Source organism: Rhizobium sp. UGM030330-04 (genome assembly GCF_003208455.1).
Classification (GTDB): Bacteria; Pseudomonadota; Alphaproteobacteria; order Rhizobiales; family Rhizobiaceae; genus Agrobacterium; species Agrobacterium rhizogenes_A.
Genome location: NZ_QKML01000001.1, coordinates 326,641 through 348,597 on the forward strand (window position 1 = coordinate 326,641; position 21,957 = coordinate 348,597).

The 21,957-nt window shown below is 59.7% G+C and carries 21 protein-coding genes; 11 read left to right on the forward strand and 10 right to left on the reverse strand.

Going from position 1 to position 21,957, the window contains the following annotated elements; translation table 11 throughout:
* Positions 1-172: 172 nt before the first annotated feature.
* Both hpf and ptsN read left to right on the forward strand, forming a co-directional pair.
* Complete coding sequence (gene hpf, locus N434_RS01605; protein WP_065114699.1) at positions 173-751, forward strand: ribosome hibernation-promoting factor, HPF/YfiA family; 579 nt, start codon at positions 173-175, stop codon at positions 749-751.
* 83 nt (positions 752-834) lie between these two features.
* A complete protein-coding gene (ptsN, locus tag N434_RS01610) occupies positions 835-1,296 on the forward strand; it encodes a PTS IIA-like nitrogen regulatory protein PtsN (protein WP_003503792.1) in 462 nt (153 codons plus the stop codon).
* A gap of 82 nt (positions 1,297-1,378) precedes the next feature.
* Here the strand turns inward: ptsN and grpE are convergent, their stop codons facing one another.
* Positions 1,379-2,014, reverse strand: a complete 636-nt coding sequence (gene grpE, locus N434_RS01615) for a nucleotide exchange factor GrpE (RefSeq protein WP_065114698.1) — start codon at positions 2,012-2,014, stop codon at positions 1,379-1,381.
* Between the two features lie 113 nt (positions 2,015-2,127).
* Positions 2,128-3,219 (reverse strand): heat-inducible transcriptional repressor HrcA, encoded by a 1,092-nt coding sequence (hrcA, locus tag N434_RS01620; protein ID WP_065114697.1) that lies wholly within the window; start codon positions 3,217-3,219, stop codon positions 2,128-2,130.
* Between the two features lie 136 nt (positions 3,220-3,355).
* On the opposite strand from hrcA, the gene rph reads away from it, so the two are divergent.
* The 3 genes from rph to hemW are packed head-to-tail and all read left to right on the forward strand — an operon-like array spanning position 3,356 to position 5,939.
* Positions 3,356-4,072, forward strand: coding sequence for a ribonuclease PH (gene rph / locus N434_RS01625; RefSeq protein ID WP_065114696.1), 717 nt, complete (start codon positions 3,356-3,358; stop codon positions 4,070-4,072).
* Between the two features lie 17 nt (positions 4,073-4,089).
* Positions 4,090-4,734, forward strand: a complete 645-nt coding sequence (rdgB, locus tag N434_RS01630; protein WP_065114695.1) for an RdgB/HAM1 family non-canonical purine NTP pyrophosphatase — start codon at positions 4,090-4,092, stop codon at positions 4,732-4,734.
* Between the two features lie 5 nt (positions 4,735-4,739).
* On the forward strand, positions 4,740-5,939 hold the full coding sequence (gene hemW / locus N434_RS01635; protein ID WP_065116109.1) for a radical SAM family heme chaperone HemW: 1,200 nt from the start codon (positions 4,740-4,742) through the stop codon (positions 5,937-5,939).
* Positions 5,940-6,010: 71 nt separating this feature from the next.
* Here hemW and dnaA read toward each other — a convergent pair whose 3' ends face one another.
* The 4 genes from dnaA to mutM all read right to left on the reverse strand — a co-directional run bounded on the left by dnaA (position 6,011) and on the right by mutM (position 10,524).
* Positions 6,011-7,474 carry a chromosomal replication initiator protein DnaA gene (gene dnaA / locus N434_RS01640; RefSeq protein WP_180566407.1) on the reverse strand — a complete coding sequence of 488 codons (1,464 nt, stop codon included), beginning with the start codon at positions 7,472-7,474 and terminating at the stop codon, positions 6,011-6,013.
* A gap of 870 nt (positions 7,475-8,344) precedes the next feature.
* Entirely contained in the window at positions 8,345-8,611 is a 267-nt protein-coding gene (rpsT, locus tag N434_RS01645) for a 30S ribosomal protein S20 (protein WP_004439523.1), read from the reverse strand.
* Positions 8,612-8,805: 194 nt separating this feature from the next.
* Positions 8,806-9,579 (reverse strand): enoyl-CoA hydratase, encoded by a 774-nt coding sequence (locus tag N434_RS01650; protein ID WP_110755657.1) that lies wholly within the window; start codon positions 9,577-9,579, stop codon positions 8,806-8,808.
* A gap of 48 nt (positions 9,580-9,627) precedes the next feature.
* Positions 9,628-10,524, reverse strand: a complete 897-nt coding sequence (gene mutM / locus N434_RS01655; RefSeq protein ID WP_110755659.1) for a bifunctional DNA-formamidopyrimidine glycosylase/DNA-(apurinic or apyrimidinic site) lyase — start codon at positions 10,522-10,524, stop codon at positions 9,628-9,630.
* 143 nt (positions 10,525-10,667) lie between these two features.
* Here mutM and ubiE point away from each other — a divergent pair, with 143 nt between their 5' ends.
* The 3 genes from ubiE (at position 10,668) to olsE (ending at position 14,384) form a co-directional block, all read left to right on the forward strand.
* The gene (ubiE, locus tag N434_RS01660) at positions 10,668-11,444 is read left to right on the forward strand and encodes a bifunctional demethylmenaquinone methyltransferase/2-methoxy-6-polyprenyl-1,4-benzoquinol methylase UbiE (RefSeq protein ID WP_110755660.1); all 777 of its coding nucleotides are present in this window, start codon (positions 10,668-10,670) and stop codon (positions 11,442-11,444) included.
* Positions 11,445-11,481: 37 nt separating this feature from the next.
* Complete coding sequence (gene ubiB / locus N434_RS01665; RefSeq protein WP_110755662.1) at positions 11,482-13,056, forward strand: 2-polyprenylphenol 6-hydroxylase; 1,575 nt, start codon at positions 11,482-11,484, stop codon at positions 13,054-13,056.
* A 413-nt stretch (positions 13,057-13,469) separates the two neighbouring features.
* Complete coding sequence (gene olsE, locus N434_RS01670) at positions 13,470-14,384, forward strand: ornithine lipid hydroxylase OlsE (RefSeq protein ID WP_065114690.1); 915 nt, start codon at positions 13,470-13,472, stop codon at positions 14,382-14,384.
* Positions 14,385-14,485: 101 nt separating this feature from the next.
* On the opposite strand, the gene N434_RS01675 is transcribed toward olsE, so the two are convergent.
* From N434_RS01675 to N434_RS01685, 3 genes are read right to left on the reverse strand one after another with little or no spacing between them, the layout of a single operon-like run.
* Positions 14,486-14,869 carry an MmcQ/YjbR family DNA-binding protein gene (locus tag N434_RS01675; RefSeq protein WP_110755664.1) on the reverse strand — a complete coding sequence of 128 codons (384 nt, stop codon included), beginning with the start codon at positions 14,867-14,869 and terminating at the stop codon, positions 14,486-14,488.
* Positions 14,866-16,071: a bifunctional phosphopantothenoylcysteine decarboxylase/phosphopantothenate--cysteine ligase CoaBC gene (gene coaBC, locus N434_RS01680; protein WP_110755666.1), complete on the reverse strand. Its 1,206-nt coding sequence runs from the start codon at positions 16,069-16,071 to the stop codon at positions 14,866-14,868. The genes N434_RS01675 and coaBC overlap by 4 nt, the downstream gene beginning before the upstream one ends.
* A 58-nt stretch (positions 16,072-16,129) precedes the next feature.
* On the reverse strand, positions 16,130-17,713 hold the full coding sequence (locus N434_RS01685; protein ID WP_110755667.1) for a peptide chain release factor 3: 1,584 nt from the start codon (positions 17,711-17,713) through the stop codon (positions 16,130-16,132).
* A 90-nt stretch (positions 17,714-17,803) separates the two neighbouring features.
* On the opposite strand from N434_RS01685, the gene dut reads away from it, so the two are divergent.
* From dut to cysK, 3 genes are all read left to right on the forward strand, one after another.
* Positions 17,804-18,274 carry a dUTP diphosphatase gene (dut, locus tag N434_RS01690; RefSeq protein WP_110755669.1) on the forward strand — a complete coding sequence of 157 codons (471 nt, stop codon included), beginning with the start codon at positions 17,804-17,806 and terminating at the stop codon, positions 18,272-18,274.
* A gap of 145 nt (positions 18,275-18,419) precedes the next feature.
* Entirely contained in the window at positions 18,420-19,037 is a 618-nt protein-coding gene (locus tag N434_RS01695) for a LysE family translocator (protein ID WP_065116107.1), read from the forward strand.
* A gap of 155 nt (positions 19,038-19,192) precedes the next feature.
* Entirely contained in the window at positions 19,193-20,161 is a 969-nt protein-coding gene (cysK, locus tag N434_RS01700; RefSeq protein WP_065114685.1) for a cysteine synthase A, read from the forward strand.
* Between the two features lie 221 nt (positions 20,162-20,382).
* Here cysK and N434_RS01705 read toward each other — a convergent pair whose 3' ends face one another.
* Positions 20,383-21,915 carry a YifB family Mg chelatase-like AAA ATPase gene (locus tag N434_RS01705; RefSeq protein WP_110755670.1) on the reverse strand — a complete coding sequence of 511 codons (1,533 nt, stop codon included), beginning with the start codon at positions 21,913-21,915 and terminating at the stop codon, positions 20,383-20,385.
* Positions 21,916-21,957 lie beyond the last annotated feature (42 nt).

Below are 21,957 nucleotides of genomic sequence, written 5' to 3' on the forward strand. Positions count from 1 at the left end.
GGGCTAGAAGCCCGCCGCACACGTAAGCAAGGTCATTTGTAACGGATTCATCTCCACCGTCCATGGGCGTAAAATTCGAATGAAGGCTTTTTAAGGTCTTCGAAACGCTTGGATGCGCGCGCGGCTTGACGTAAGCTGGTACTCGCAAATCACTACAAAAAGGAAAATTTCCATGAGTGTGCGTGTATCTGGTAAACATATGGAGATCGGTGAATCTTTCCGTCAGCGGATTGAGGACAATATAGGTCTGGCGGTTACCAAATACTTCGATGGGGGGTATTCAGGCCAAGTGACCGTGGAGAAGTCCGGATCGCGTTTTGCCGCCGATTGCAAGCTGCATCTCGATACGGGCGTTGTATTGCATGCGGCGGGTCAGGCAAATGATCCGCAGGCAAGCTTCGATGCCGCCGCAGAGCGGATCGAGAAGCGTCTGCGTCGCTACAAGCGCAAGCTGAAGGACCACCACAATGGTTCTGCCGCGAACGGCGCGCTGACTGAAATTGCCTATACGGTGATGGATGCCATTCCCGATGAGGACCACGAGGTCCCTGAAGATTACGCACCCACCATCGTGGCGGAGAGTTCGAAACAGATCAAGACAATGTCCGTCGCCAGCGCCGTGATGGCGCTCGACATGACGGACGAACCGGTTCTGCTCTTCCGCAGCCCCGGCAAGGAATATCTCAACATCGTCTACCGACGTCATGACGGCAATATTGGCTGGATCGACGCGGAAACGATCAAGAGCTGAACAGTCTGACAAGACGTGGGAGGCGGAGCGCAACAGGCGCATCTGCCTCCTGCATCGTCTCGATGGCATGAAGGAAAAAGAGAATGGCGTTGGCAGATTTGCTGCAACAAGATGCGATTATTCCCGCCCTCAAGGTGAATTCCAAAAAGCAATTGCTTCAGGAGCTGGCCGCAAAGGCAGCCAGAATTACCGGAGTCTCGGAACGGGAAGTTTTCGACGTCATCCTCCAGCGTGAAAAGCTCGGCTCCACCGGCGTGGGCCACGGCATCGCCATTCCCCATGGCAAGCTCAACAGCATTCACCAGATCACTGGTGTTTTCGCACGCCTTGAAACGCCGGTCGATTTCGAAGCGCTGGACGACCAGCCCGTCGATCTGGTTTTCCTGCTGCTTGCGCCCGAAGGCGCTGGCGCGGATCATCTGAAGGCGCTGTCCAGAATTGCGCGCGCCCTGCGCGACCCGGAACTGGTGGCCAAGCTGCGCGCCACCGATTCCGATACGGCAATCTATGCCTTCCTCAACCAGGAACAGGCGACTGCTGCCTGATCAGGCACGCCCTGTCCCAGGTTTCATGACAATAAAAAACGCGCCACAAGGGCGCGTTTTTTATTACGCAGACAGGAATGCCTCAGGCATCCTTTTCATTGAGCGACGCCGTGCCGGGTTCGGCCGAAGCAGCGGCTTCCGCCTTTGGACCACCCTTGGCGACGCCAACCATGGCGGGGCGCAGGACCCGGTCGCCGATGGTGAAACCAGCCTGGATAACCTGCAGCACCGTATTGTTCGGAACCGCCGTGTTGGGGATTTCAAACATGGCCTGATGGAAATTCGGATCGAACTTCTGGCCTTCGGCATCGATCTTCTTGACGCCGTGGCGTTCCAGCGTCGACAGCATCGAACGCTCGGTCATCTCCACGCCTTCGATCAGGCCATTGAGACCGGCTTCGCCATTGGTCTTGAGCTCATCGGGAATGGCCTCGAGCGCACGGCGAAGATTGTCGGAAACAGCAAGCATATCCCGCGCAAAACCGGCCAGCGAATAGGCCTTGGCGTCCTTGACGTCACGCTCGGTGCGGCGGCGAAGATTATCCATTTCGGCGGCAAGGCGCAGGAACTTGTCACGCAGATCGGCATTTTCGGCCTTGAGCAGTTCCACCGGATCGGGTTCGGCAGCATCAGTCGGCTCTTCCCCGGCGATCGCGGGTTCGACAAGCTCTTCGGCGACGTCCGCGTCAGGTCCGGGCTTTTTTGTATCGTCGGTCATGACGTTCTCCAGATTTGAATGTTGTAGGTTGCGCCCGATATCGAGCTTTGACGGGCAAAAATCAAGGCTTGCGGCGAAAAGCTTGCCGCATTGCCTGACCTTGCGGGCTAGTCCTATCTCTGCTTACGGGAAAGGCGGGCCATGATCTGCGCCGTATAATCGACCATGGGAACGATGCGCGCGTAATTGAGCCTCGTCGGCCCGATAACTCCGACCGCACCAACGACACGGTTGTCCTCGTCGCGATAGGGCGCAACGATCAGCGATGAGCCGGAGAGCGAAAAGAGCTTGTTTTCCGAGCCGATGAAAATCCTCACCCCTGAGCCTGTTTCCGCGAGATTGAGGATTTCGATCAGATTCTCCTTGCGTTCCAGATCGTCGAACAGCAGGCGCACACGGTCGATATCCTCTTCACCGGCCAGCCCTTCCAGCAGGTTGGAGCGTCCGCGAACGATGAGACGGCCGAGCTTGCCGTCCTCATTGTCTCCCGCCCACACGGCCAGGCCGCGTTCTATGAGGTCCTGCGCCAGCGTGCCGAGTTCGGATTGCAGCTCAGCCCGCTGCTTCTGGAACTGGCCGCGCAGTTCCTGCAGCGTCTGGCCGGAGAGATGGGCATTGATGAAATTGGCCGCCTCGGTCAATTGCGACGAGGATATACCGGCCGGCAATTCGATGATGCGGTTTTCAACCTGATTGTGGTCCCCCACCAGCACGGCAAGCGCCTTGGTGGGTTCCAGCCGGATAAACTCGACATGTTTGAGGACAACGTCGTTCTTGGCCGTGAGCACAAGACCCGCCCCGCGCGACATGCCGGACAGCATGCGGCTCGCCTCTGTCAGCAGCCCTTCCAGCGACTGCTCATGGGCCGCCACCGGGCCGATCTGCCGGTCAATGCTCGCCCGCTCTTCGGCGGGCAGATCACCCACCTGCATGAAGGCATCGACAAAAAAGCGCAGCCCCGTCTGCGTCGGCAGGCGGCCTGCGCTGATATGCGGCGAATAGATGAGGCCGAGTTCCTCCAGATCGCTCATGACGTTACGAACGGAAGCCGGTGAAAGCGACATCGGCAACAGCCGCGAGAGGCTGCGCGATCCCAGGGGCTCACCGGTATCGAGATAACCTTCGACGATGCGCCGGAAAATTTCCCGTGACCGTTCATCCAGCAGCGATGCCTGATCTTTTGAAAGCGGTGCAGAAAAACCCATTTCGTCCGTTCTTTGTCGTCGAGATCCTGTCTCCATCAATATAATGCGTCGCACGGCTGCGGCAAAATGGAAATTGGCTTTGCAAAAGCCCGGACCTCGCCTTAGAAGGCAGGAACCAACATGGAGAGTGGATCATATGCGGCCTTCAGGCAGAAAAACCGATCAGATGCGCAAGGTTTCCTTCGAGCGCAATTTCTCGAAACATGCCGAAGGCTCCTGTCTGGTAAAATTCGGCGACACGCATGTGCTCGTCACCGCAAGCCTTGAAGAAAAGACGCCGCCGTGGCTGCGCAACAGCGGCAAGGGCTGGGTGACCGCCGAATACGGCATGCTGCCGCGCTCCACCCACGAGCGCATGAAGCGCGAAGCCGCCGCTGGCAAGCAGGGTGGCCGCACACAGGAAATCCAGCGCCTCATCGGCCGCTCGCTGCGCGCCGTCGTCGATCTGCAGGCACTCGGCGAGCGCCAGATCAGCATTGACTGCGATGTCATCCAGGCCGATGGCGGCACACGCACGGCCTCCATCACCGGCGCATGGATTGCCCTGCATGACTGCCTGAAGTGGATGGAAACCCGCAACATGATCAAGGTCGAGAAGGTTCTGAAGGACCATATCGCGGCGATCTCCTGCGGCATCTTCGCGAACCAGCCGGTGATCGACCTCGATTATCTCGAGGATTCCTCCGCCGAAACCGACGCGAACTTCGTCATCACCGGCTCCGGCGGTATCGTCGAGGTGCAGGGGACGGCGGAAGGCGCGCCCTTCTCCGAGGAAGAATTCCTGACGCTGCTCGGTCTTGCCAAGGCCGGATGCAGCGAGCTGGTCGCCCTTCAGAAACAGGCGATTGCCTGAGCCGACAGGAAAGCGTGATGCGCAAGCTCGATACCAGAACGATCGTCGTCGCCAGCCACAACAAGGGCAAGATCGCCGAAATCGCCGATCTGATCGGACCTTTCGGTTTTTCCGCCAAATCCGCGGCGGAGCTGAACTTCGAGGAGCCGGACGAGACGGGCACCACCTTCGAGGAAAACGCCGCCATCAAGGCACTGGCGTCGGCGAAGGCTTCCGGCCTGCCCGCCCTCTCGGATGATTCCGGTCTGGTCATCGATGCGCTGGATGGTGCGCCTGGCGTCTACACCGCCAATTGGGCGGAGACGGCCGACGGCACGCGCGACTTCGCCATGGCCATGCAGAAGGTCGAGGACGCGCTTGCCGAGCGTGGCGCATCGAAGCCGGAAGATCGCACGGGCCGCTTCGTCAGCGTGCTCTGCCTTGCCTGGCCGGACGGGCATCTCGAATATTTCCGCGGCGAGGTGGAAGGCACTGTCGTGTGGCCGCCGCGCGGAACGAGCGGTTTCGGTTATGATCCCGTCTTTAAACCCGAAGGATATGACACCACATTCGGCGAGATGACGGCGGATGAAAAACACGGCTGGAAACACGGAGATGCCTTCGCACTCTCACACCGTGCCCGCGCCTTCAAGAAATTCGTAGAAACCTGCCTGGAGGCATGAACCCGATGGTCGGGGAGCATCAACTTTCTGCCCCCGGCGCGTCGCTTCTGCCGGATACGGGCGATCCCGGTTTTGGGATCTATCTGCATTGGCCCTTCTGTGCGGCCAAATGTCCCTATTGCGATTTCAACAGCCATGTCCGCCACCGGCCGGTGGACCAGGAGCGCTTTACCGCAGCCTTCCTCCGGGAGATGGAACATATGCGGGCGCTCAGCGGCCCGCGGGTCGTCACCAGCATCTTCATGGGCGGCGGCACACCTTCGCTGATGGACCCACAGACGGTGGGTGCGGTTCTCGATGGCGTCTCGCGCTTCTGGCATGTGCCCGATGGTATCGAGATCACCATGGAGGCCAACCCTTCCAGCGTCGAGGCGGAACGTTTCCGCGGTTACCGCGCGGCGGGCGTCAACCGCGTCTCGCTTGGCGTGCAGGCGCTGAACGACCGGGACCTGAAATTCCTCGGGCGCCTGCATGACGTTGCCGATGCCTTGAAGGCCATCCGGCTGGCACGGGACATCTTTCCGCGCATGTCCTTCGATCTGATCTATGCCCGCCCGAACCAGACGGTGGCCGAATGGGACGCCGAACTGAAAGAGGCGGTTTCCTATGCGGTCGACCATCTGTCGCTCTATCAGCTGACCATCGAAGAGGGCACGCCCTTTTATGGGCTGCACAAGGCCGGCAAGCTCATCGTGCCGGATGGCGAGCATTCAGCCGTGCTTTATGAGGCGACGCAGGAAATCACCGAGCGTTACGGCATGCCGGCCTATGAGGTTTCCAACCATGCCCGTCCCGGCGCCGAAAGCCGCCACAACCTCACCTACTGGCGTTATGGCGATTATGCCGGTATCGGCCCCGGCGCGCATGGACGCCTGACGAGGGGCGCCTCCAAGCTCGCAACCGCCACCGAGCGCCACCCGGAAACCTGGCTCGAAACCGTCGAGCGGGAAGGCCATGGCATGGTCGATCAGGAGATGCTGGGTGTCGACGAACAGGCCGACGAATTGCTGCTGATGGGACTTCGCCTGCGCGAAGGCATCGACCTTGCCCGCTGGAGCGATCTTTCCGGCCGCGATCTCGACCCGGAGAAGGAGGAATTCCTCCTCCAGCACGGTTTCGTCGAGAGGCTCGGCAATTCCCGCCTGCGCTGCACGCCGTCCGGCATGCTCATTCTGGACGCGGTGGTGGCCGATCTCGCCTGCTGACGCCAGCCTCCACCCAGCTTTAGCCCAATAAACAAGACGACAATAAAAAAGCGGCCCGAAGGCCGCTTTTTTCATGCGTTGTTTTCGTTGATCAGGCGTTTCAACAGCTCAACCTCATGACCGAGCTTGGTGTCGCCGGAAATCAGTTCCTCGATCTTACGCACCGCGTGGAGAACCGTGGTGTGATCGCGACCGCCAAAGCGGCGACCGATCTCGGGGAAAGAACGCGGCGTCAGCATCTTTGCCAGATACATGGCGATCTGGCGCGGCTTGACGATGACGCGGGTGCGACGGTTGGAGACCAACTCCTGCCGCGACACATTATAGTGCTTGGCGACGATGCGCTGAATATCCTCGATACGCACGCGCTTGGCTTCACCGGTTCCAACAAGGTGCGACAGCAGCTCATCGACACGGTCAACCGAGAGGTTCGGCTCGAAAGAGCGCCGGAACATCAGCTGGTTGAAAGCGCCTTCAAGCTCACGTCCGCTTGCCGTCACACTCTTGGCCACATGGGTCAGGATTTCGTCCGAAATCTCGAAGGACGGATCGTCCTGACGTGCAGAGCCGAGGCGTCGGTTGAGCATTTCATAACGCATGTCGTAGTCGGGACCTTCGATCTCGATCGCCATGCCGCCCTGCAGGCGGGAACGGACACGCGGATCAAGCGATTCCAGCTCCCACGGCGCACGGTCAGCCGCAACCACAACCTGCTTGGCGCTGTCGAGCAGCATGTTCAGCAGGTGGCAGAATTCATGCTGGATCATCTTGCCCTGCAGGAACTGCATGTCGTCGATGACCAGCAGGTCGATATTGCGCAACGTATCCTTCAGCGTCAGCGCGTCATTGTCGCGGATCGCCGTGGCGAAACGCCACATGAAATATTCAGCCGTCAGATAAACCACGCGCGGATTGCGCGGGCTGTCGATGGCCGCATTGGCAATGGCCTGCAGAAGATGCGTCTTGCCAAGGCCGACACCCGCATGGATGAACAGCGGATTGAAGCGCACGGCACCTGCACCGGCTTCGGCGATCGTCTTTGCCGCCGCAAGCGCGACACGGTTGGACGACCCTTCAACAAAGGTATCGAAGGTAAAGCGCGTATCGAGCGGCGAGCCGAACAACGGCCCGGACCCACCCTGGCGCAGTGTTGCCTGCGCTGCCGCAGGCTGTGCGGCAGGCGCTGCTGCAGGCTGCGACGGAATGAAGGACTTGTTACGCGGCGCCGCGCCGATTTCCGGCACGGGCTGTGCTCGCTCTTCGGCCTGTGCCGGACGAGCCGGACGGCTGGCCGAGCGGACAAGAATTTCCACCTTCAGCACATCCGGATCCTCGCTCTGGACGAGGTTCGTGATCAGGTCCATGTAACGGTTATTGATCCAGGACTTCAGAAAGGTCGTCGGAACGGTAAAACGGACGACGCTTTTCGAAACGGAGTGGAGTTTGAGCCGTGCAAACCAGCTTGCATAGACCTCGGGACCGACCTGTGCCTTGAGCCGCGCGCTAAAACGTTCAAACAGCGCATCGTGCTTCATTGCCGATTTGTCCCCTGCCGCATCAGAGCAAGCTGCATCACATGCCTTTGGTGCGCGGTCCCCATCAGCCACCGCACCCATCGCCAAATTCAATTGCATATTGCCGCCTTTCAAATTGCCAATCATAGCCTGACGATCAAAGATCGACCGCCAGGGATCCCCCTCGTATTATTCCTGCCCCCAGCGTTCCCCTCGAAAGAACGTCAAAGGCTACTACTCGTTTGCGAGCCGGTTATCCCATTTCCCTCCCCTTCATGGAGAGGCCTGCGACACGCTAAAAACGCTCCTTTCGTTACAACCTTAAGGCGCATTCTTGAGGACAAAAAACCCCTGCCCGTTCCGAGACCGAAACGGCACAAAAAGCTCCATGACCTGAGAAAACGGATCTCGAAAGACCCGCCAGCAAGAAGGTGAATATCGTCGATACGATCATCGAGATAATCTGTGGACTGAGATCCGCACCCCTTGTTGGAATGCATTTAGGCAGGATCGTGGTGAGAGATCAATGGCGTTTTTTCTGCAAAAACTCAGATCGGCCATTGACTCACAAAGGCCGTTTTGCATCACCGACGAGGTGCGAAGCAGAATCGCTTATGAATCAATGAGATTCAATTTTGGCAATTTTTGAGAGCCGCTTTTGGCAAAAAAATAAAAATCTTCTTGACTCAAAACTTGTCCCGACTTCCGTAGAGAAAGCTTCTCATTTTCCGGAAGACCTCCGGCAAGCATTTGTTTTTACTTCATTTTTCCTGTCGTCCATCTGACACGCGTTTGTCACGTTACGGTAGGAAAGATTAACAGGCGGTTAGAATCAGAAAAAGCCCGGTCAAAAGACCAGGCTTTTTGAATAATTATTTGTGATTAGCCGGATTAGGCGGAAAGAGCCTTCACGCGCTGTGCGAGACGCGACACCTTGCGGGATGCCGTGTTGCCGTGCAGAACGCCCTTGGTCGCGGCGCGCTGAATCTCCGGCTGAGCAGCCTTCAGAGCTTCGGTAGCGACTGCGAGATCACCGGTAGCGATTGCTTCCTCGACCTTGCGGATGAAGCCACGAACGCGCGAACGGCGAGCCTTGTTGACTGCGGTACGGCGAGCGATCTTGCGGGTCGCCTTTTTCGCCGAAGTTGTATTGGCCATGTATGCCTCTCTTCGAATTCAAACCAAATTCCGCAACCAGAGGATCGGGTCGTTCGACGACCTCACGTAACCCAAGAATGCGGGAGTAATTTCGGACAAGCCGGATGGCTTTCCTTAACCGTGGGCGGGCATATACCGCTAAAGCGCGCACCCGTCAACGCGCAAAACGCTAAAAGCGCCGATATTCCGAATCCTTAGCGATTCCGGAAAACGGGTTTGCGCTTTTCGACGAAGGCGGCCATGCCCTCCTTCTGATCCGCGGTGGCGAAAAGCGACTGGAAGGATCGCCTTTCATATCGCAGCCCTTCCGCAAGCGGGACCTCGAAGGAGCGATTGACGCTTTCCTTGGCCATGAGAACCGAGGCGCGTGACAGCGAGGCAATGCGGGTGGCGGCCTCCACGGCCTCCTCCATCAGTTTTTCCCCGGGCACGATGCGCGAGACGAGCCCGGCGCGCTCGGCCTCGGCCGCATCCATCATGCGCCCGGTCAAAACCAGATCCATCGCCTTTGCCTTGCCCACCGCCCGCGTGAGGCGCTGTGAGCCGCCCATGCCGGGAATGACGCCCAGCGTGATCTCCGGCTGGCCGAACTTTGCCGTATCAGACGCGATGATGAAATCGCACATCATCGCCAGTTCGCAGCCACCGCCGAGCGCAAAACCGGAAACGGCGGCGATGACCGGCTTCCTCGTCGCCGCGACCTCGTCCCAGCCGCCGAGAAAATCACCGACATAGGCATCGACGAAATCCAGCCCCTGCATCTCCTTGATGTCGGCGCCTGCGGCAAATGCCTTTTCCGAGCCGGTGATGATGACGGCGCCGATGGAATCGTCGGCGGAAAATGAAGAGAGAATGTGCCGAAGTTCCTTCAGAAGCACCGAGTTGAGAGCGTTGAGCGCTTTCGGGCGGTTGAGCGTGATGACGCCCACCTCATCGCGTTTCTCGACCAGTATCGTTTCATAATCCACGGCAGTCTCCCTTCTCCGCTATTTCCGGCCCGTTATTTTCCGGCTCAGTCACTTCTGGCAGGCGGCGCAATAAAAGGTCGAACGACCGGCCTGCACCACTCTTTCAACCGTACCCCCGCAGCCGGGTGTCCGGCAAGGCTGGCCCTCCTGATCGTAGACCGAAAAGGAATGCTGAAAATAACCGAGCGTTCCGTCCGTCTGGATATGGTCGCGCAGGGAAGAGCCGCCAGCGGCGATCGCATCCGCGATGACATCGCGGATCTTCTCCGTCAGTTCAACCAGCTGCGCTTTGGGTTTGCCGGTTTTCGTCACCAGCGTTCCCGCCGCCCGCAGGGGTGAAAGATGGGCGCGCCACAGCGCCTCGCAGACATAGATGTTGCCGAGACCGGCAATCACCTTCTGATCCAGCAGCGTGCTTTTCAACGGCTGGCTTTTGCCATCGAACCGGCTCGCCAGATAATCGGCGCTCAGCGCATTGCCTGTTGGTTCCGGCCCCAGCTCCGCGAAGGCCGGGTAGAGATCGAGCCTGTTGCGCTCCACCAGATGCATGAAGCCGAAACGACGCGGATCATTATAGATGACACAGGCACGCTCTCCGCCCCTTTCCAGATGAAAGACGACATGGTCGTGCTTGCCGTCCTTCGAGCGGGCATAATGAAAAGCGCTGGACGTATTGCCGGCTTCATCCACTTCCGCCTCGATGCGGAACGAACCGGACATGCCGAGATGGGCAACGATGGTCAGCCCGTCCTCCAGCTCGATCAGGAGGTATTTCGCCCGGCGGCCGAGAGACAGGATCGCCTTGCCTTCAATAAGCGCCGCGAAATCTTCCGGAAACGGAAAACGCAGATCCGGGCGGCCAAGATGGAGCTTGCGGACCCTTGCGCCTTCCATGGCTGGGGCGAGGCCGCGCCTGACGGTTTCGACTTCTGGCAATTCTGGCATCTGGCTTATCCGGCAGTTTATCGTTAGGACCATGTGGTCTATACAATGCACGCGAAATGTCGCGCTTAAGCTATGCGGCAACAGATAGCGCCGCCGTGGCGTTTCCGCTATGGTCCGCCACGCAATAAATATGGAGACAGACGATGACCGACGCCCGTACGACCGCAGAAGGTGGCATGGAAACGTCCTATGGCTTCCACAAGGTGGACGAAGGCAAAAAGCAGGGGCTGGTCAACGAAGTCTTCCACAAGGTGGCCAAACGCTACGATATCATGAATGACGTGATGTCGGCGGGCCTGCACCGGCTGTGGAAGGACGCCATGGTCTCCTCGCTTTCGCCGCGCAAGGACGCCTCCTACAAGGTGCTGGACGTGGCGGGCGGCACCGGCGATATCGCCTTCCGCATCGTTGAAGCCTCCAATCGCCTGGCGCACGCCACCGTTCTCGACATCAACGGCTCGATGCTGGCTGTGGGCGAAGAGCGCGCGGCAAAAAAGAAACTCTCCGACAATCTGACCTTCGTTGAGGCCAATGCCGAGGAACTGCCCTTCGAGGCGAATAGCTTCGATGCCTATACCGTCGCCTTCGGCATTCGCAACGTGCCGCGCATCGACGTCGCGCTGAAGGAGGCCCACCGCGTGCTGAAGCGTGGCGGGCGGTTGCTGGTGCTGGAATTCTCCGAAGTCGAAATGCCGCTTCTCGATCGCGTCTATGACGCCTGGTCCTTCAATGCCATTCCACAATTCGGCAAGATGATCACCGGTGACGCCGAACCCTATCAATATCTGGTCGAGTCGATTCGCAAATTCCCCAATCAGGAAGATTTTGCATCGATGATCCGCACCGCCGGCTTCTCCCGCGTGACCTACACCAATTACACCGGCGGCATCGCCGCCCTGCATTCCGGCTGGAAGCTTTAAGGCGCATGGCTGGCAGAAGCAGGAGACAAGCATAAGCATGAGCACTTTGGGCGCATATTTCCGCCTCGCAAGGGTGGGCTGGGTTCTCGTGCGCGAAGGCGTCGTGCTGGCCTTGCCATCCGATGATCTTCCTGCTCCCGCACAATTGCTGAAAACGCTGCTGAAGCCGTTCGCCCGCAGCAAGGCGAAACGGGCCCAGCGCAGCGACCGGCTGGCCGTGGCCGTCGAACGGCTTGGACCTTCTTATGTGAAGATGGGTCAGTTTCTCGCCACCCGGCCGGATGTGGTGGGTGCTGACTTCGCCGATGATCTTGCAAGTCTTCAGGACCGCATGGCCTTTTTCCCGGCCGCCGCCGCGAAGGCCAATATCGAAGGTTCGCTCGGACGGTCGGTTTCTGATCTCTACAGGGAATTCGGCGATCCGATCGCCGCCGCCTCCATCGCCCAGGTGCATCCGGCAATGGTGGATACACCCAAGGGGCCGCGCAAGGTCGCCGTCAAGGTTATCCGCCCCGGCGTGCGCCAGCGTTTCCAGAACGATCTCGAGGCGATGTATTTGATCGCCGACCTGCAGCAGCGTTTCGTCCGCTCCGCCCGCCGCCTGCGACCGGTCGAGGTCACCCGCACGCTGGAGCAGACGACCAAGATCGAGATGGATCTGCGGCTTGAGGCCGCAGCCCTTTCCGAACTGGCGGAAAACACCAAGGACGACCCCGGATTCCGCGTTCCCGAGGTCGACTGGGAACGCACCGGGCGCGATGTCGTCACCATGGAGTGGATCGACGGCGTCAAGATGTCCGATATCGAGGGGCTGAAGGCTGCCGGTCACGACCTGAACCAGCTCGCCGATACCCTGATCCAGTCTTTCCTGCGGCACACGCTGCGCGACGGTTTTTTCCATGCCGACATGCACCCCGGCAATCTCTTCGTCGATGCCCAGGGCATGATTGTTGCCGTGGATATGGGCATTGCCGGACGCCTTGGCAAAAAGGAACGCCGCTTCCTCGCCGAAATCCTCTATGGCTTCATTACCCGCGATTACATGCGGGTGGCGGAAGTGCATTTCGAGGCGGGCTATGTGCCTGGCCACCACGATAAAGCGAGCTTCGCGCAGGCAATCCGCGCCATTGGCGAACCGATTCACGGCCAGCCGGCCGAGACAATCTCCATGGGCAAGCTTCTGACGCTGCTGTTTGAAGTGACCGAGCTTTTCGACATGGAAACACGGCCGGAACTGGTGATGCTGCAGAAGACCATGGTGGTGGTGGAAGGCGTGTCGCGCATGCTCAATCCGCGTTTCAACATGTGGAAGGCGGCCGATCCGGTGGTCGGCGGCTGGATCCGCGACAATCTCGGTCCGAAGCGCATTGCCACCGATCTGAAGGATGGCGTGAAGGCTGCCCTCAAACTTGCCGAGGCAGCACCGGAAATCGCCGCCAAGACGGAGAAACTGCATTCCGATCTGATGTATATGAGCGAGAATGGCCTGCGTTTCGACGCGCAGACTGCGGAAGCCATCGGCAAGGCGGAGGCGCGCCACACAAGATGGGGCCGGATAGCGCTGTGGGTGATTGCGCTGACGCTTCTCTATATTGCTGTCAGGGTCAGCTGAGCATCTGAAGACGAACGAGTGCCATGCTGGTGTAATCTATTGGAGGAATAAGGGCCTGATCTTGAAACAAGACAGGTGATCCATGCGGATAAAGGCGTTCTCGCCGCTTGCTTTGATGCTCATATCCATTCAACTGGCTTTGGTGCCGGATGCGATGGCCGAGCACCGGGTCCATGATCCATGCACCGACGGGCGCGCAAGTGACGGGAAACCACGCAGCTGCAGCGAATTGCGGCGCGCGCTGCGCCATTCGGACAGGCCCGACCGCAGGGATTTGAACGATGAGAGGCCAACGCGGCGGTTCGGGATTGACCCCTGCAGCGATGGCCGTTTCAGTGACGCAACGCCGCGATCCTGCGCGGAGTTGCGTCGATGGTTGAGAGACAGGTAATGCCGGACGGGATTTGAAATTCATGGCAAAATCGCAAGCATTGAAAGTGGCCCTTTCTTATTCTTCGTGGCCGCTGGTGTTCGTGGGCGGCCTTGCGGGCTCCTATTTCGCGTTTACGAGCAGCCATCCGATCGCGGCTTTTCTGGCCGTTTATGCGGGCGCAGTTCTCAGCCTGTTTCTTCTCGAGCGCTATATTCCCTATGAAGTGCAATGGCTTGAGGGTGACGGCGAGACTGTGAACAGCATCGGCCATACGCTTTTGACAAAAGGGCTTGTCCAGCTCGCGGCAGCGGCAGCCGCGATTTTCCCGATGCTGACAGCCAATGTGCTGCAGCCCCTGGCCGCCATGCGCTTCGACCTGTGGCCGTCGCAACTGCCTATGATCGTTCAGGTGGCGCTTGCGGTAACGATTGCCGAATTCGGTCTTTACTGGGCCCACCGCATTGCCCATGAAACCGTGTTCTTCTGGCGCTTCCATGCCCTGCACCACAGCGTCGTGCGGCTCTGGGTCGTGAATACGGGACGGTTCCATGTGGCCGATTCCCTGTTCAAGATCGCGCTCAGCCAGATTCCGCTTTATTTCATGGGCGCGCCGCTGCAGGTTTTCTGGTGGCTGGGCGCCGTGACCGCCTTCATCGGCATTTTGACCCATTGCAATGTCGATATGAAAACGGGATTGCTCGACTACGTCTTCAGCACGCCGCGCCTGCACCGCTGGCACCATTCAAAACAGCTTCCGGAAGGAAATACCAATTACGGCGAAAACCTCGTCATCTTCGATCTGATCTTCGGCTCCTACCACAATCCCGACCGACCCTCCTCCACCGATATCGGCATCAAAGGGGAAATCGCGAAGGGGTTTCTGCCGCAACTCGTGCAGCCATTCACCAGGGAAGGCGTGCGTCAGATCATCGGCAAGGACAAGAAGATCAACTGACGGAAGATTACGGGCTGGCGCATTTCCAGTAAAAGTGCGTAGCGGTTTTACGCCCGGAAAATGCGGAACAACAAAGAATAGAACACGTCCGACGCTTCCGCTTAGACCGGACGCGTTCGAGATGCGGTGTCGATCACGATGCCCAGTTCGCCCCGCAGTTTTTTTGTCAGGCCGGCAGCGACAAGCTCATAGGAACGGCGCACATAGTGCTCCAGTTCTTCCTGTTCGAGTGGAGAATGATCGGCGATCGAAACCCACTTCCGCTTGGCGAAATAGGGCGCCTGAGCGATGCCTTCGAGCGAGGTGAGGATTTCAAAACTCTCCTCCGAGCATTTCACCACCAGCCGCCAGTCCTCCCGCTCACCCAGAACGGCAAAGACCTTGTCGCCCACCTTGGCGACGTGGGAATCCCATTGATCGACGAAACGCACGCCCGGCCACCCGCCCAGCACCCTGTCGAATGTCTTGCGATCAAACAGGGTCATGCGAGCTTCTCCGCAACAAGGGCTGCCAGACGTTTTGCGACTTCCGCCTTGTCGAGATCCGGCCAGACCTCGATGCCGTCAGCCGAGATGATCTTCACACTGTTGCGGTCTCCGCCCATGATGCCGGTCTCGGCAGAAACATCATTGGCGACGATATAATCCGCTCCCTTGCGTTCCAGCTTGGCTCGGCCGTTCTTTTCGACATTCTGCGTTTCAGCTGCAAAACCAACCACCAGCTTCGGGCGCTTTTCATGATGACCGACGGTTTTGAGAATATCCGGATTTTCCGTCAGTTGCAGCGCCGGCGGCGCGTCCCCCGGCTGCTTCTTGATCTTCTGCCCCGACGAGTCGGCCACCCGCCAGTCGGCGACGGCGGCAACCATGACGGCGATATCCGCCGGAAGCCTTGAGATCACCGCGTCGCGCATTTCTTCAGCGCGCTCGACATGGATCGTTTTGACCCCGGCGGGATCGGCGATGGCGACCGGGCCGGAGACCAGCGTGACCTCTGCCCCCAGTTCCGCCAGAGCCGCCGCAATGGCATGGCCCTGCTTGCCCGAGGAACGATTGGCGATATAACGCACCGGATCGATCGGCTCATGGGTGGGACCGGAAGTGACGATTGCCGTTCTGCCGCGCAAAGGCTTCGGGCCGCTTTGCAGCAGCGCCTCGACGGCTTCAACGATCTGCAACGGCTCCGCCATCCGACCGGGACCGGCTTCGCCCTTCTCCGCCATTTCACCCGCCATCGGGCCAATGAAAAACACGCCGTCTTTCTTCAGCGTTTCAACATTGCGGACAGTCGGCTTCGCCATCCACATTTTCGGGTTCATCGCGGGCGCGATCAGCACCCTGCGATCCGTCGCGAGAAGGACCGTGGAGGCGAGATCGTCGGCCAGTCCATGCGCCATCTTCGCCATCAGATCGGCAGTGGCGGGTGCGACCAGCACGAGATCGCAGTCGCGCGCCAGCCTGATATGACCGACATCCTGCTCATCCTGCCTTGAAAAAAGCTCGGTAAAGACATGGGTGGCGGAGAGCGCGCCGACGGCTAGCGGGGTGACGAATTCCTGCGCGCCCTTCGTCATCACCGGCGTCACCTTTGCACCGCGCTCCTTCAGGCGGCGGATGAGATCGAGGCTCTTATAGGCCGCGATGCCGCCGGAGATGATAAGAAGAATATGTTTGCCTGAAAGCGTCATGATGCCGGACCAGTTTCCCGTTTACGGGGAAACTAAGCCCTTGGCATTCAAAGTGCAATCACGCCGCCTTGGCGACGTGATATTCCTTGATCGCGACCATCTTGATCGCGGGGAAACGCTCGGATTCATACCGCAGCGAAAACGCGTCCTGCGCCAGAAACACCGGATCACCATCGAGATCGCGGGCAATATCGCCGCGCTTGACGTTGAGGAACTTGTCCATTTCCCCCGGCTGATCGGAGGAAATCCAGCGGCAGACGGAGAAGCGCGACATTTCAAAGGAGACCGGCAGGCCGTATTCGCCCATCAGCCGTTCCTTCAGCACATCGAGCTGCAGCGCGCCGACGACACCGACGATGGCCGGCGAGCCGTCTTCCGGCGAAAAGAGCTGAACGACGCCCTCTTCCGCCATCTGCTGCAGGGCTTCCTTCAGCTTCTTCGCCTTCATGGCATCCTCAAGCCGCACGCGGCGCAGGATTTCCGGCGAGAAGTTCGGCACACCCTGGAAAACGAGGTTTTCTCCCTCGGTCAGCGTATCGCCGATGCGCAAGGTGCCATGGTTCGGGATGCCCACCACGTCACCCGCAAAGGCCGTATCGGCCAGCTGGCGCTGCGAGGCGAAGAAGAACTGCGGCGCGGTGAGGCCCATCTGCTTGCCGGTGCGGGCAAGCCGTGCCTTCATTCCGCGCTCCAGCTTGCCGGAGCAGATGCGGGCGAAAGCGATGCGGTCACGATGGTTCGGGTCCATATTGGCCTGAATCTTGAAGACGAAGGCCGTCATTTTTTCTTCAGCCGCATGGACGGTGCGGGTATCCGCCACCTGATCGCGCGGCGGCGGCGCGAAGTCGCCGAGCGCGTTGATAAGGTCACGCACACCGAAATTGCGCAGCGCCGAACCGAAGAACACCGGCGTCATATGGCCCTCAAGAAAGGCTTCGCGGTCGAAGGGGCGGCAGGCTTCCAGCGCCAGTTCCGTTTCCTCGACAAAAAGCTTGCGTTCATTTTCCGGCAGGCGATCGGCAACCGCCTGCGGGCCATTGACGGGCATGGCCTCCACCTGCGTATCGACGCCACGGAAGGTGTTGTCGGCAAGATTATAGGCACCGCAGAAGGTTTTCGCACGCCCGACCGGCCAGGTGATCGGTGCGGTATCGAGTGCCAGCTTCTCCTCGACCTCATCCAGAATCTCGAAGGGGTCGCGGCTTTCGCGGTCCATCTTGTTGATGAAGGTGATGATCGGAATATCGCGCATGCGGCAGACTTCGAAGAGCTTCAGCGTGCGCGGCTCGATACCCTTGGCGGCATCGATAACCATGATCGCCGCATCCACCGCCGTCAGCGTGCGGTAGGTATCATCAGCGAAGTCCTCGTGGCCGGGCGTATCGAGAATATTGAAGACTCGATCATTATATTCGAAGGTCATGACCGAGGTAACGACCGAAATGCCGCGCTCGCGCTCGATCTTCATCCAGTCCGAACGCGTCTGGATGCGATCCTTCTTCGCCTTCACCTCACCGGCAAGCTGGATCGCTCCGCCGAACAGCAGCAGTTTTTCGGTAAGCGTCGTCTTACCCGCGTCCGGGTGCGCGATAATAGCAAAGGTGCGGCGGCGGGAGACCGCCTCGGCAAGTGTTTCGGCCATCTGACAAATCCTGTGGAATTGCGGGCTATCTAGCGTTTCAGGCCCGCATTTGCAATTGACCTTGCCGCGATCTCGGCAAACTAATGCCGCATGACCGTTCAAAACGACAATCGCCCCCCTCTCCGTCTCGTCCGCCTTGCCCATGGCACGGGCCTCGACTTGCCCTCTTATGAAACCGGCGGCGCTGCCGGCATGGACCTGCGTGCAGCGGTGCCCGCGGATGCGCCGCTGACCCTGAAACCCGGCGAACGCACGCTTGTGCCGACCGGTTTCGTTTTCGAGGTTCCGGCCGGTTACGAGGCGCAAATTCGCCCCCGCTCCGGGCTTGCCATCAAGAACGGCATTACCTGCCTCAACTCCCCCGGCACCGTGGACAGCGATTATCGCGGCGAGGTGAAGGTCATTCTCGCCAATCTCGGTGACAGCGATTTCGTTGTCGAGCGCGGCATGCGTATCGCGCAGATGGTGATCGCACCGGTGACGCAGGTTGTCGTAAGCGAAGTGACGGAAACCTCCGCAACGGTGCGCGGCACCGGCGGTTTCGGCTCCACCGGGGTCTAACCACACCCGCCTGCCCGTCAGAACCCTCAGACCGCTTTTACGTGAGGCCAGGTTTCCGCCCGTCCGCCCGGATGGGCGGGAGAGCCGATTGTTTTTGCCCGGCAATTTCGCTATGGATCTGGCAGCTTTTCCGGGAAACACGATCATGACACTGACGACCCTTTTTGCCTATGCCACCGCCCTCTTCATCGCCGCCGCCATTCCCGGCCCCGGCATGACGGCGATCGTGGCGCGGGCGCTGGGTTCGGGCTTTCGGGAAACCTTCTTCATGGGCCTCGGACTGGTGCTGGGCGACATGATCTACCTGACCGGCGTGATATTGGGGCTGGCCTTCGTCGCACAGACCTTTCAGGAGGCCTTCATGGTCCTGAAATTCGCCGGCGCGGCCTATCTCCTTTATATCGCCTGGAAGCTGTGGACCGCCGGCCTGCTGCCGCAGGACCTGAAGGCAAAAAAGAGCACCAGCATGCCCATGTCCTTCCTGTCCGGCCTGCTGATCACCCTCGGCAATCCGAAAACCATGCTGTTTTATGTGGCGCTGGTGCCAACGCTGATCGACATCCGCATGATTGGACCATCTGAATATGCGACCCTTCTCGCGCTTACTTTCGTCGTGCTGATGGCCGTTCTCCTGCCTTACATCCTGCTTGCGGCCAAGGCGCGCAACCTGCTGAAGCGGCCGAGCGCCTTGACAATTCTCAACCGCACGGCGGCAGGCATTCTGGCCGGAACGGCGACCATGATCGCCATCCGCAGCACCTAAAATAATTTCGTGCATTTATCTGGTTTATCGGGAAATTTTTCCGGTGAACCCGCCATATAAGGATGAACGTTCGCTAGCCTGACAGGGCGATTGCTCCTATTCTGCCGCTCAAATATTGCGGTCACTATTCTGTGGCCTTCATACGGGAGAGCATCATGCCTGAAGCCAGAAAGCCCGGACGCGGACGCGTCTATTCCTCGATTACGGAAACTATCGGCGATACGCCGATCGTGCGGCTGGACAAGCTGGCGAAAGAAAAGGGCGTGAAGGCCAACCTGCTTGCCAAGCTGGAGTTTTTCAATCCCATCGCTTCCGTGAAGGACCGCATCGGCGTCGCCATGATCGAAGCGCTGGAAGCGCAGGGCAAGATCACCCCCGGCAAAACGACGCTGGTGGAACCGACATCAGGAAATACCGGCATTGCGCTTGCCTTCGCTGCCGCCGCCAAGGGTTACAAGCTGATCCTGACCATGCCTGAAACCATGTCGGTCGAGCGCCGGAAGATGCTGGCCCTGCTCGGCGCCGAACTGGTGCTGACCGAAGGCCCGAAGGGCATGAAGGGCGCAATCGCCAAGGCGCAGGAACTGGCCGAGACCCTGCCTGACGCGATCATTCCGCAGCAATTCGAAAACCCCGCCAATCCGGAAATTCACCGCAAGACGACCGCGGAAGAAATCTGGAACGATACCGACGGCACGGTCGATATTCTCGTTTCCGGCATCGGTACGGGTGGGACGATCACCGGCACGGGCCAGGTGCTTAAATCCCGCAAACCGGATGTGAAGGTCATTGCGGTCGAGCCCGCAGACAGCCCGGTTCTTTCCGGCGGCAACCCCGGCCCGCACAAGATTCAGGGCATCGGCGCCGGTTTTGCGCCTGCGATCCTCGACACGGGCATTTATGACGAGATCGTCACCGTGACCAATGACGAGGCTTTCGAAATCGCACGTCTGGCGGCAAGACTCGAAGGCGTGCCGGTCGGCATCTCCTCCGGCGCGGCACTGGCGGCGGCGATCAAGGTCGGCGCGCGCGAAGAAAATGCCGGCAAGAATATCGTCGTCATCGTTCCTTCCTTTGCGGAACGTTACCTTTCGACCGCGCTTTTCGAGGGCCTTGGGCTCTAACCACTCCAGTCGGTACGCGCAATGGCGAACCAAAGGAACCAATACTTCAATATGCCGCCGGCACCGCTGGCGGCATATTGGTTTTAAGGTCGCCTCGCATTCGACCGAATTCGCGCGATGCCCTTCAAACCCTGCTTTCGCATCTGCTTATCGCAAAAAAGGGAGAGCTTTCGGGAGCATGTCTCCAAACTCTTCCAGCAGAGCGTGCAAGCATCACGGCTCTAAGCCGCTGTCCGCAGCCTCTCACCCGCGATACGGTACGAGACAGCTTCCGCTACGTGGATGCGGCCGACCGTCTGTTTTCCATCCAGATCGGCCAATGTGCGCGCGACCTTGAGAATACGGTGATAACCGCGTGCGGAAAATTTCAGCCGTTCGGCGGCATCGCGCAGCAATTGCAGTCCGGATGCATCCGGTTCGGCGTATTTTTCGATCAAAGTCGTCGTACAGCGGGCATTGGTGCAGATGGCAGGAAATCCCGCCGACGCATAACGCTCCTGCTGGGCAAGGCGCGCCCGGGCCACACGGGCCGCAACCGCCGCACTCGGCTCAGATGCAACGGGGCAGATAAGATCGGTAGCGGAAACGGCGGGAACGTCGATGCGGATATCGATACGATCCAGTAGCGGACCGGAAATACGGGCCTGATAGTCGGTCACACAGCGCGGCCCTCTGGCGCAGGTGAAGCCCGGCTCTCCGGCCATGCCGCAGCGGCAGGGGTTCATGGCTGCCACGAGCTGGATTTCTGCCGGATAGCTGACGCGGTGATTGGCGCGTGCGATGATGCATTCTCCGGTTTCCAGCGGCTGACGCAGCGCATCCAGCACCTGCGGTGAGAATTCCGGGAATTCATCGAGAAAAAGAACACCGTGATGAGCAAGCGAGGTCTCGCCCGGCTTGGCGCGCAGCCCGCCGCCGATCAGTGCCGCCATGGTGGCGGAATGGTGCGGTGTGCGAAACGGCCTGCGGTCCGAAAGCTTGCCACCCGATAATTGGCCGGCGATGGAATGAACCATCGACACTTCCAGCAGTTCCGCCGCCTCAAGTGGCGGCAGGATGGAGGGCAGACGGGCGGCGAGCATGGATTTGCCAGAACCGGGCGGACCGACCATCAGCAGATTGTGACCGCCGGCCGCCGCCACCTCCAGCGCTCGGCGGGCGCTCTCCTGTCCTTTGATATCCGCCAGATCCGGTAAATTGACCGGATTGGCGCGGATGGCGGGTGTCGGGCGCGACAGGAGCTGGGTGCCGCGAAAATGATTGGCAAGCGCTATGAGGCTGCGCGGGGCGAGAATATCGATACCGGCACCGGCCCAGGCCGCCTCCGGCCCGCTTTCAGCCGGGCAGATCAGGCCCTTGCCGAGAGCATTGGCACCCATGGCGGCCGGCAGAACGCCTGAAACCGTGCCGATGGTGCCATCGAGATTGAGTTCGCCGAGAACCACATATTGGCCAAGCGCTTCCGCCGGTATGGCGCCCAACGCGGCCATGAGGCCCAGAGCAATGGGAAGATCGAAATGCGATCCTTCCTTTGGCAGATCGGCGGGTGCGAGATTGACGGTGACTTTTTTCGCCGGCAAGGCCAGTCCCGAGGCGTGCAGGGCGGCCTGCACCCGCTCCCGGCTTTCAGCCACCGCCTTGTCCGGCAGGCCGACAATCTGGATGCCGACCTTTCCGGGCGCGACCATGACCTGCACCTCGACGGGCACACCCTCCATGCCCTGAAATGCAACCGTATTGACCCGTGCCACCATGGCCTGCCCCCGCAAACCGGCCGCACCATCAAAGCTTCATGC

What these genes read in the sequence shown, in the direction of transcription:
- hrcA (WP_065114697.1), bottom strand. Translation starts at nt 3,219, where the DNA reads ATGGGTTTTTCTGCACCGCTTTCAAAAGATCAGGCATCGCTGCTGGAT.
- ubiB (WP_110755662.1), top strand. Translation starts at nt 11,482, where the DNA reads ATGAGCACTTTGGGCGCATATTTCCGCCTCGCAAGGGTGGGCTGGGTT.
- mutM (WP_110755659.1), bottom strand. Translation starts at nt 10,524, where the DNA reads ATGCCAGAATTGCCAGAAGTCGAAACCGTCAGGCGCGGCCTCGCCCCA.
- N434_RS01685 (WP_110755667.1), bottom strand. Translation starts at nt 17,713, where the DNA reads ATGGCCGAAACACTTGCCGAGGCGGTCTCCCGCCGCCGCACCTTTGCT.
- ubiE (WP_110755660.1), top strand. Translation starts at nt 10,668, where the DNA reads ATGACCGACGCCCGTACGACCGCAGAAGGTGGCATGGAAACGTCCTAT.
- ptsN (WP_003503792.1), top strand. Translation starts at nt 835, where the DNA reads ATGGCGTTGGCAGATTTGCTGCAACAAGATGCGATTATTCCCGCCCTC.
- hemW (WP_065116109.1), top strand. Translation starts at nt 4,740, where the DNA reads ATGGTCGGGGAGCATCAACTTTCTGCCCCCGGCGCGTCGCTTCTGCCG.
- N434_RS01675 (WP_110755664.1), bottom strand. Translation starts at nt 14,869, where the DNA reads ATGACCCTGTTTGATCGCAAGACATTCGACAGGGTGCTGGGCGGGTGG.
- hpf (WP_065114699.1), top strand. Translation starts at nt 173, where the DNA reads ATGAGTGTGCGTGTATCTGGTAAACATATGGAGATCGGTGAATCTTTC.
- N434_RS01705 (WP_110755670.1), bottom strand. Translation starts at nt 21,915, where the DNA reads ATGGTGGCACGGGTCAATACGGTTGCATTTCAGGGCATGGAGGGTGTG.
- coaBC (WP_110755666.1), bottom strand. Translation starts at nt 16,071, where the DNA reads ATGACGCTTTCAGGCAAACATATTCTTCTTATCATCTCCGGCGGCATC.
- rpsT (WP_004439523.1), bottom strand. Translation starts at nt 8,611, where the DNA reads ATGGCCAATACAACTTCGGCGAAAAAGGCGACCCGCAAGATCGCTCGC.
- dnaA (WP_180566407.1), bottom strand. Translation starts at nt 7,474, where the DNA reads ATGAAGCACGATGCGCTGTTTGAACGTTTTAGCGCGCGGCTCAAGGCA.
- rdgB (WP_065114695.1), top strand. Translation starts at nt 4,090, where the DNA reads ATGCGCAAGCTCGATACCAGAACGATCGTCGTCGCCAGCCACAACAAG.
- grpE (WP_065114698.1), bottom strand. Translation starts at nt 2,014, where the DNA reads ATGACCGACGATACAAAAAAGCCCGGACCTGACGCGGACGTCGCCGAA.
- N434_RS01695 (WP_065116107.1), top strand. Translation starts at nt 18,420, where the DNA reads ATGACACTGACGACCCTTTTTGCCTATGCCACCGCCCTCTTCATCGCC.
- cysK (WP_065114685.1), top strand. Translation starts at nt 19,193, where the DNA reads ATGCCTGAAGCCAGAAAGCCCGGACGCGGACGCGTCTATTCCTCGATT.
- rph (WP_065114696.1), top strand. Translation starts at nt 3,356, where the DNA reads ATGCGGCCTTCAGGCAGAAAAACCGATCAGATGCGCAAGGTTTCCTTC.
- dut (WP_110755669.1), top strand. Translation starts at nt 17,804, where the DNA reads ATGACCGTTCAAAACGACAATCGCCCCCCTCTCCGTCTCGTCCGCCTT.
- olsE (WP_065114690.1), top strand. Translation starts at nt 13,470, where the DNA reads ATGGCAAAATCGCAAGCATTGAAAGTGGCCCTTTCTTATTCTTCGTGG.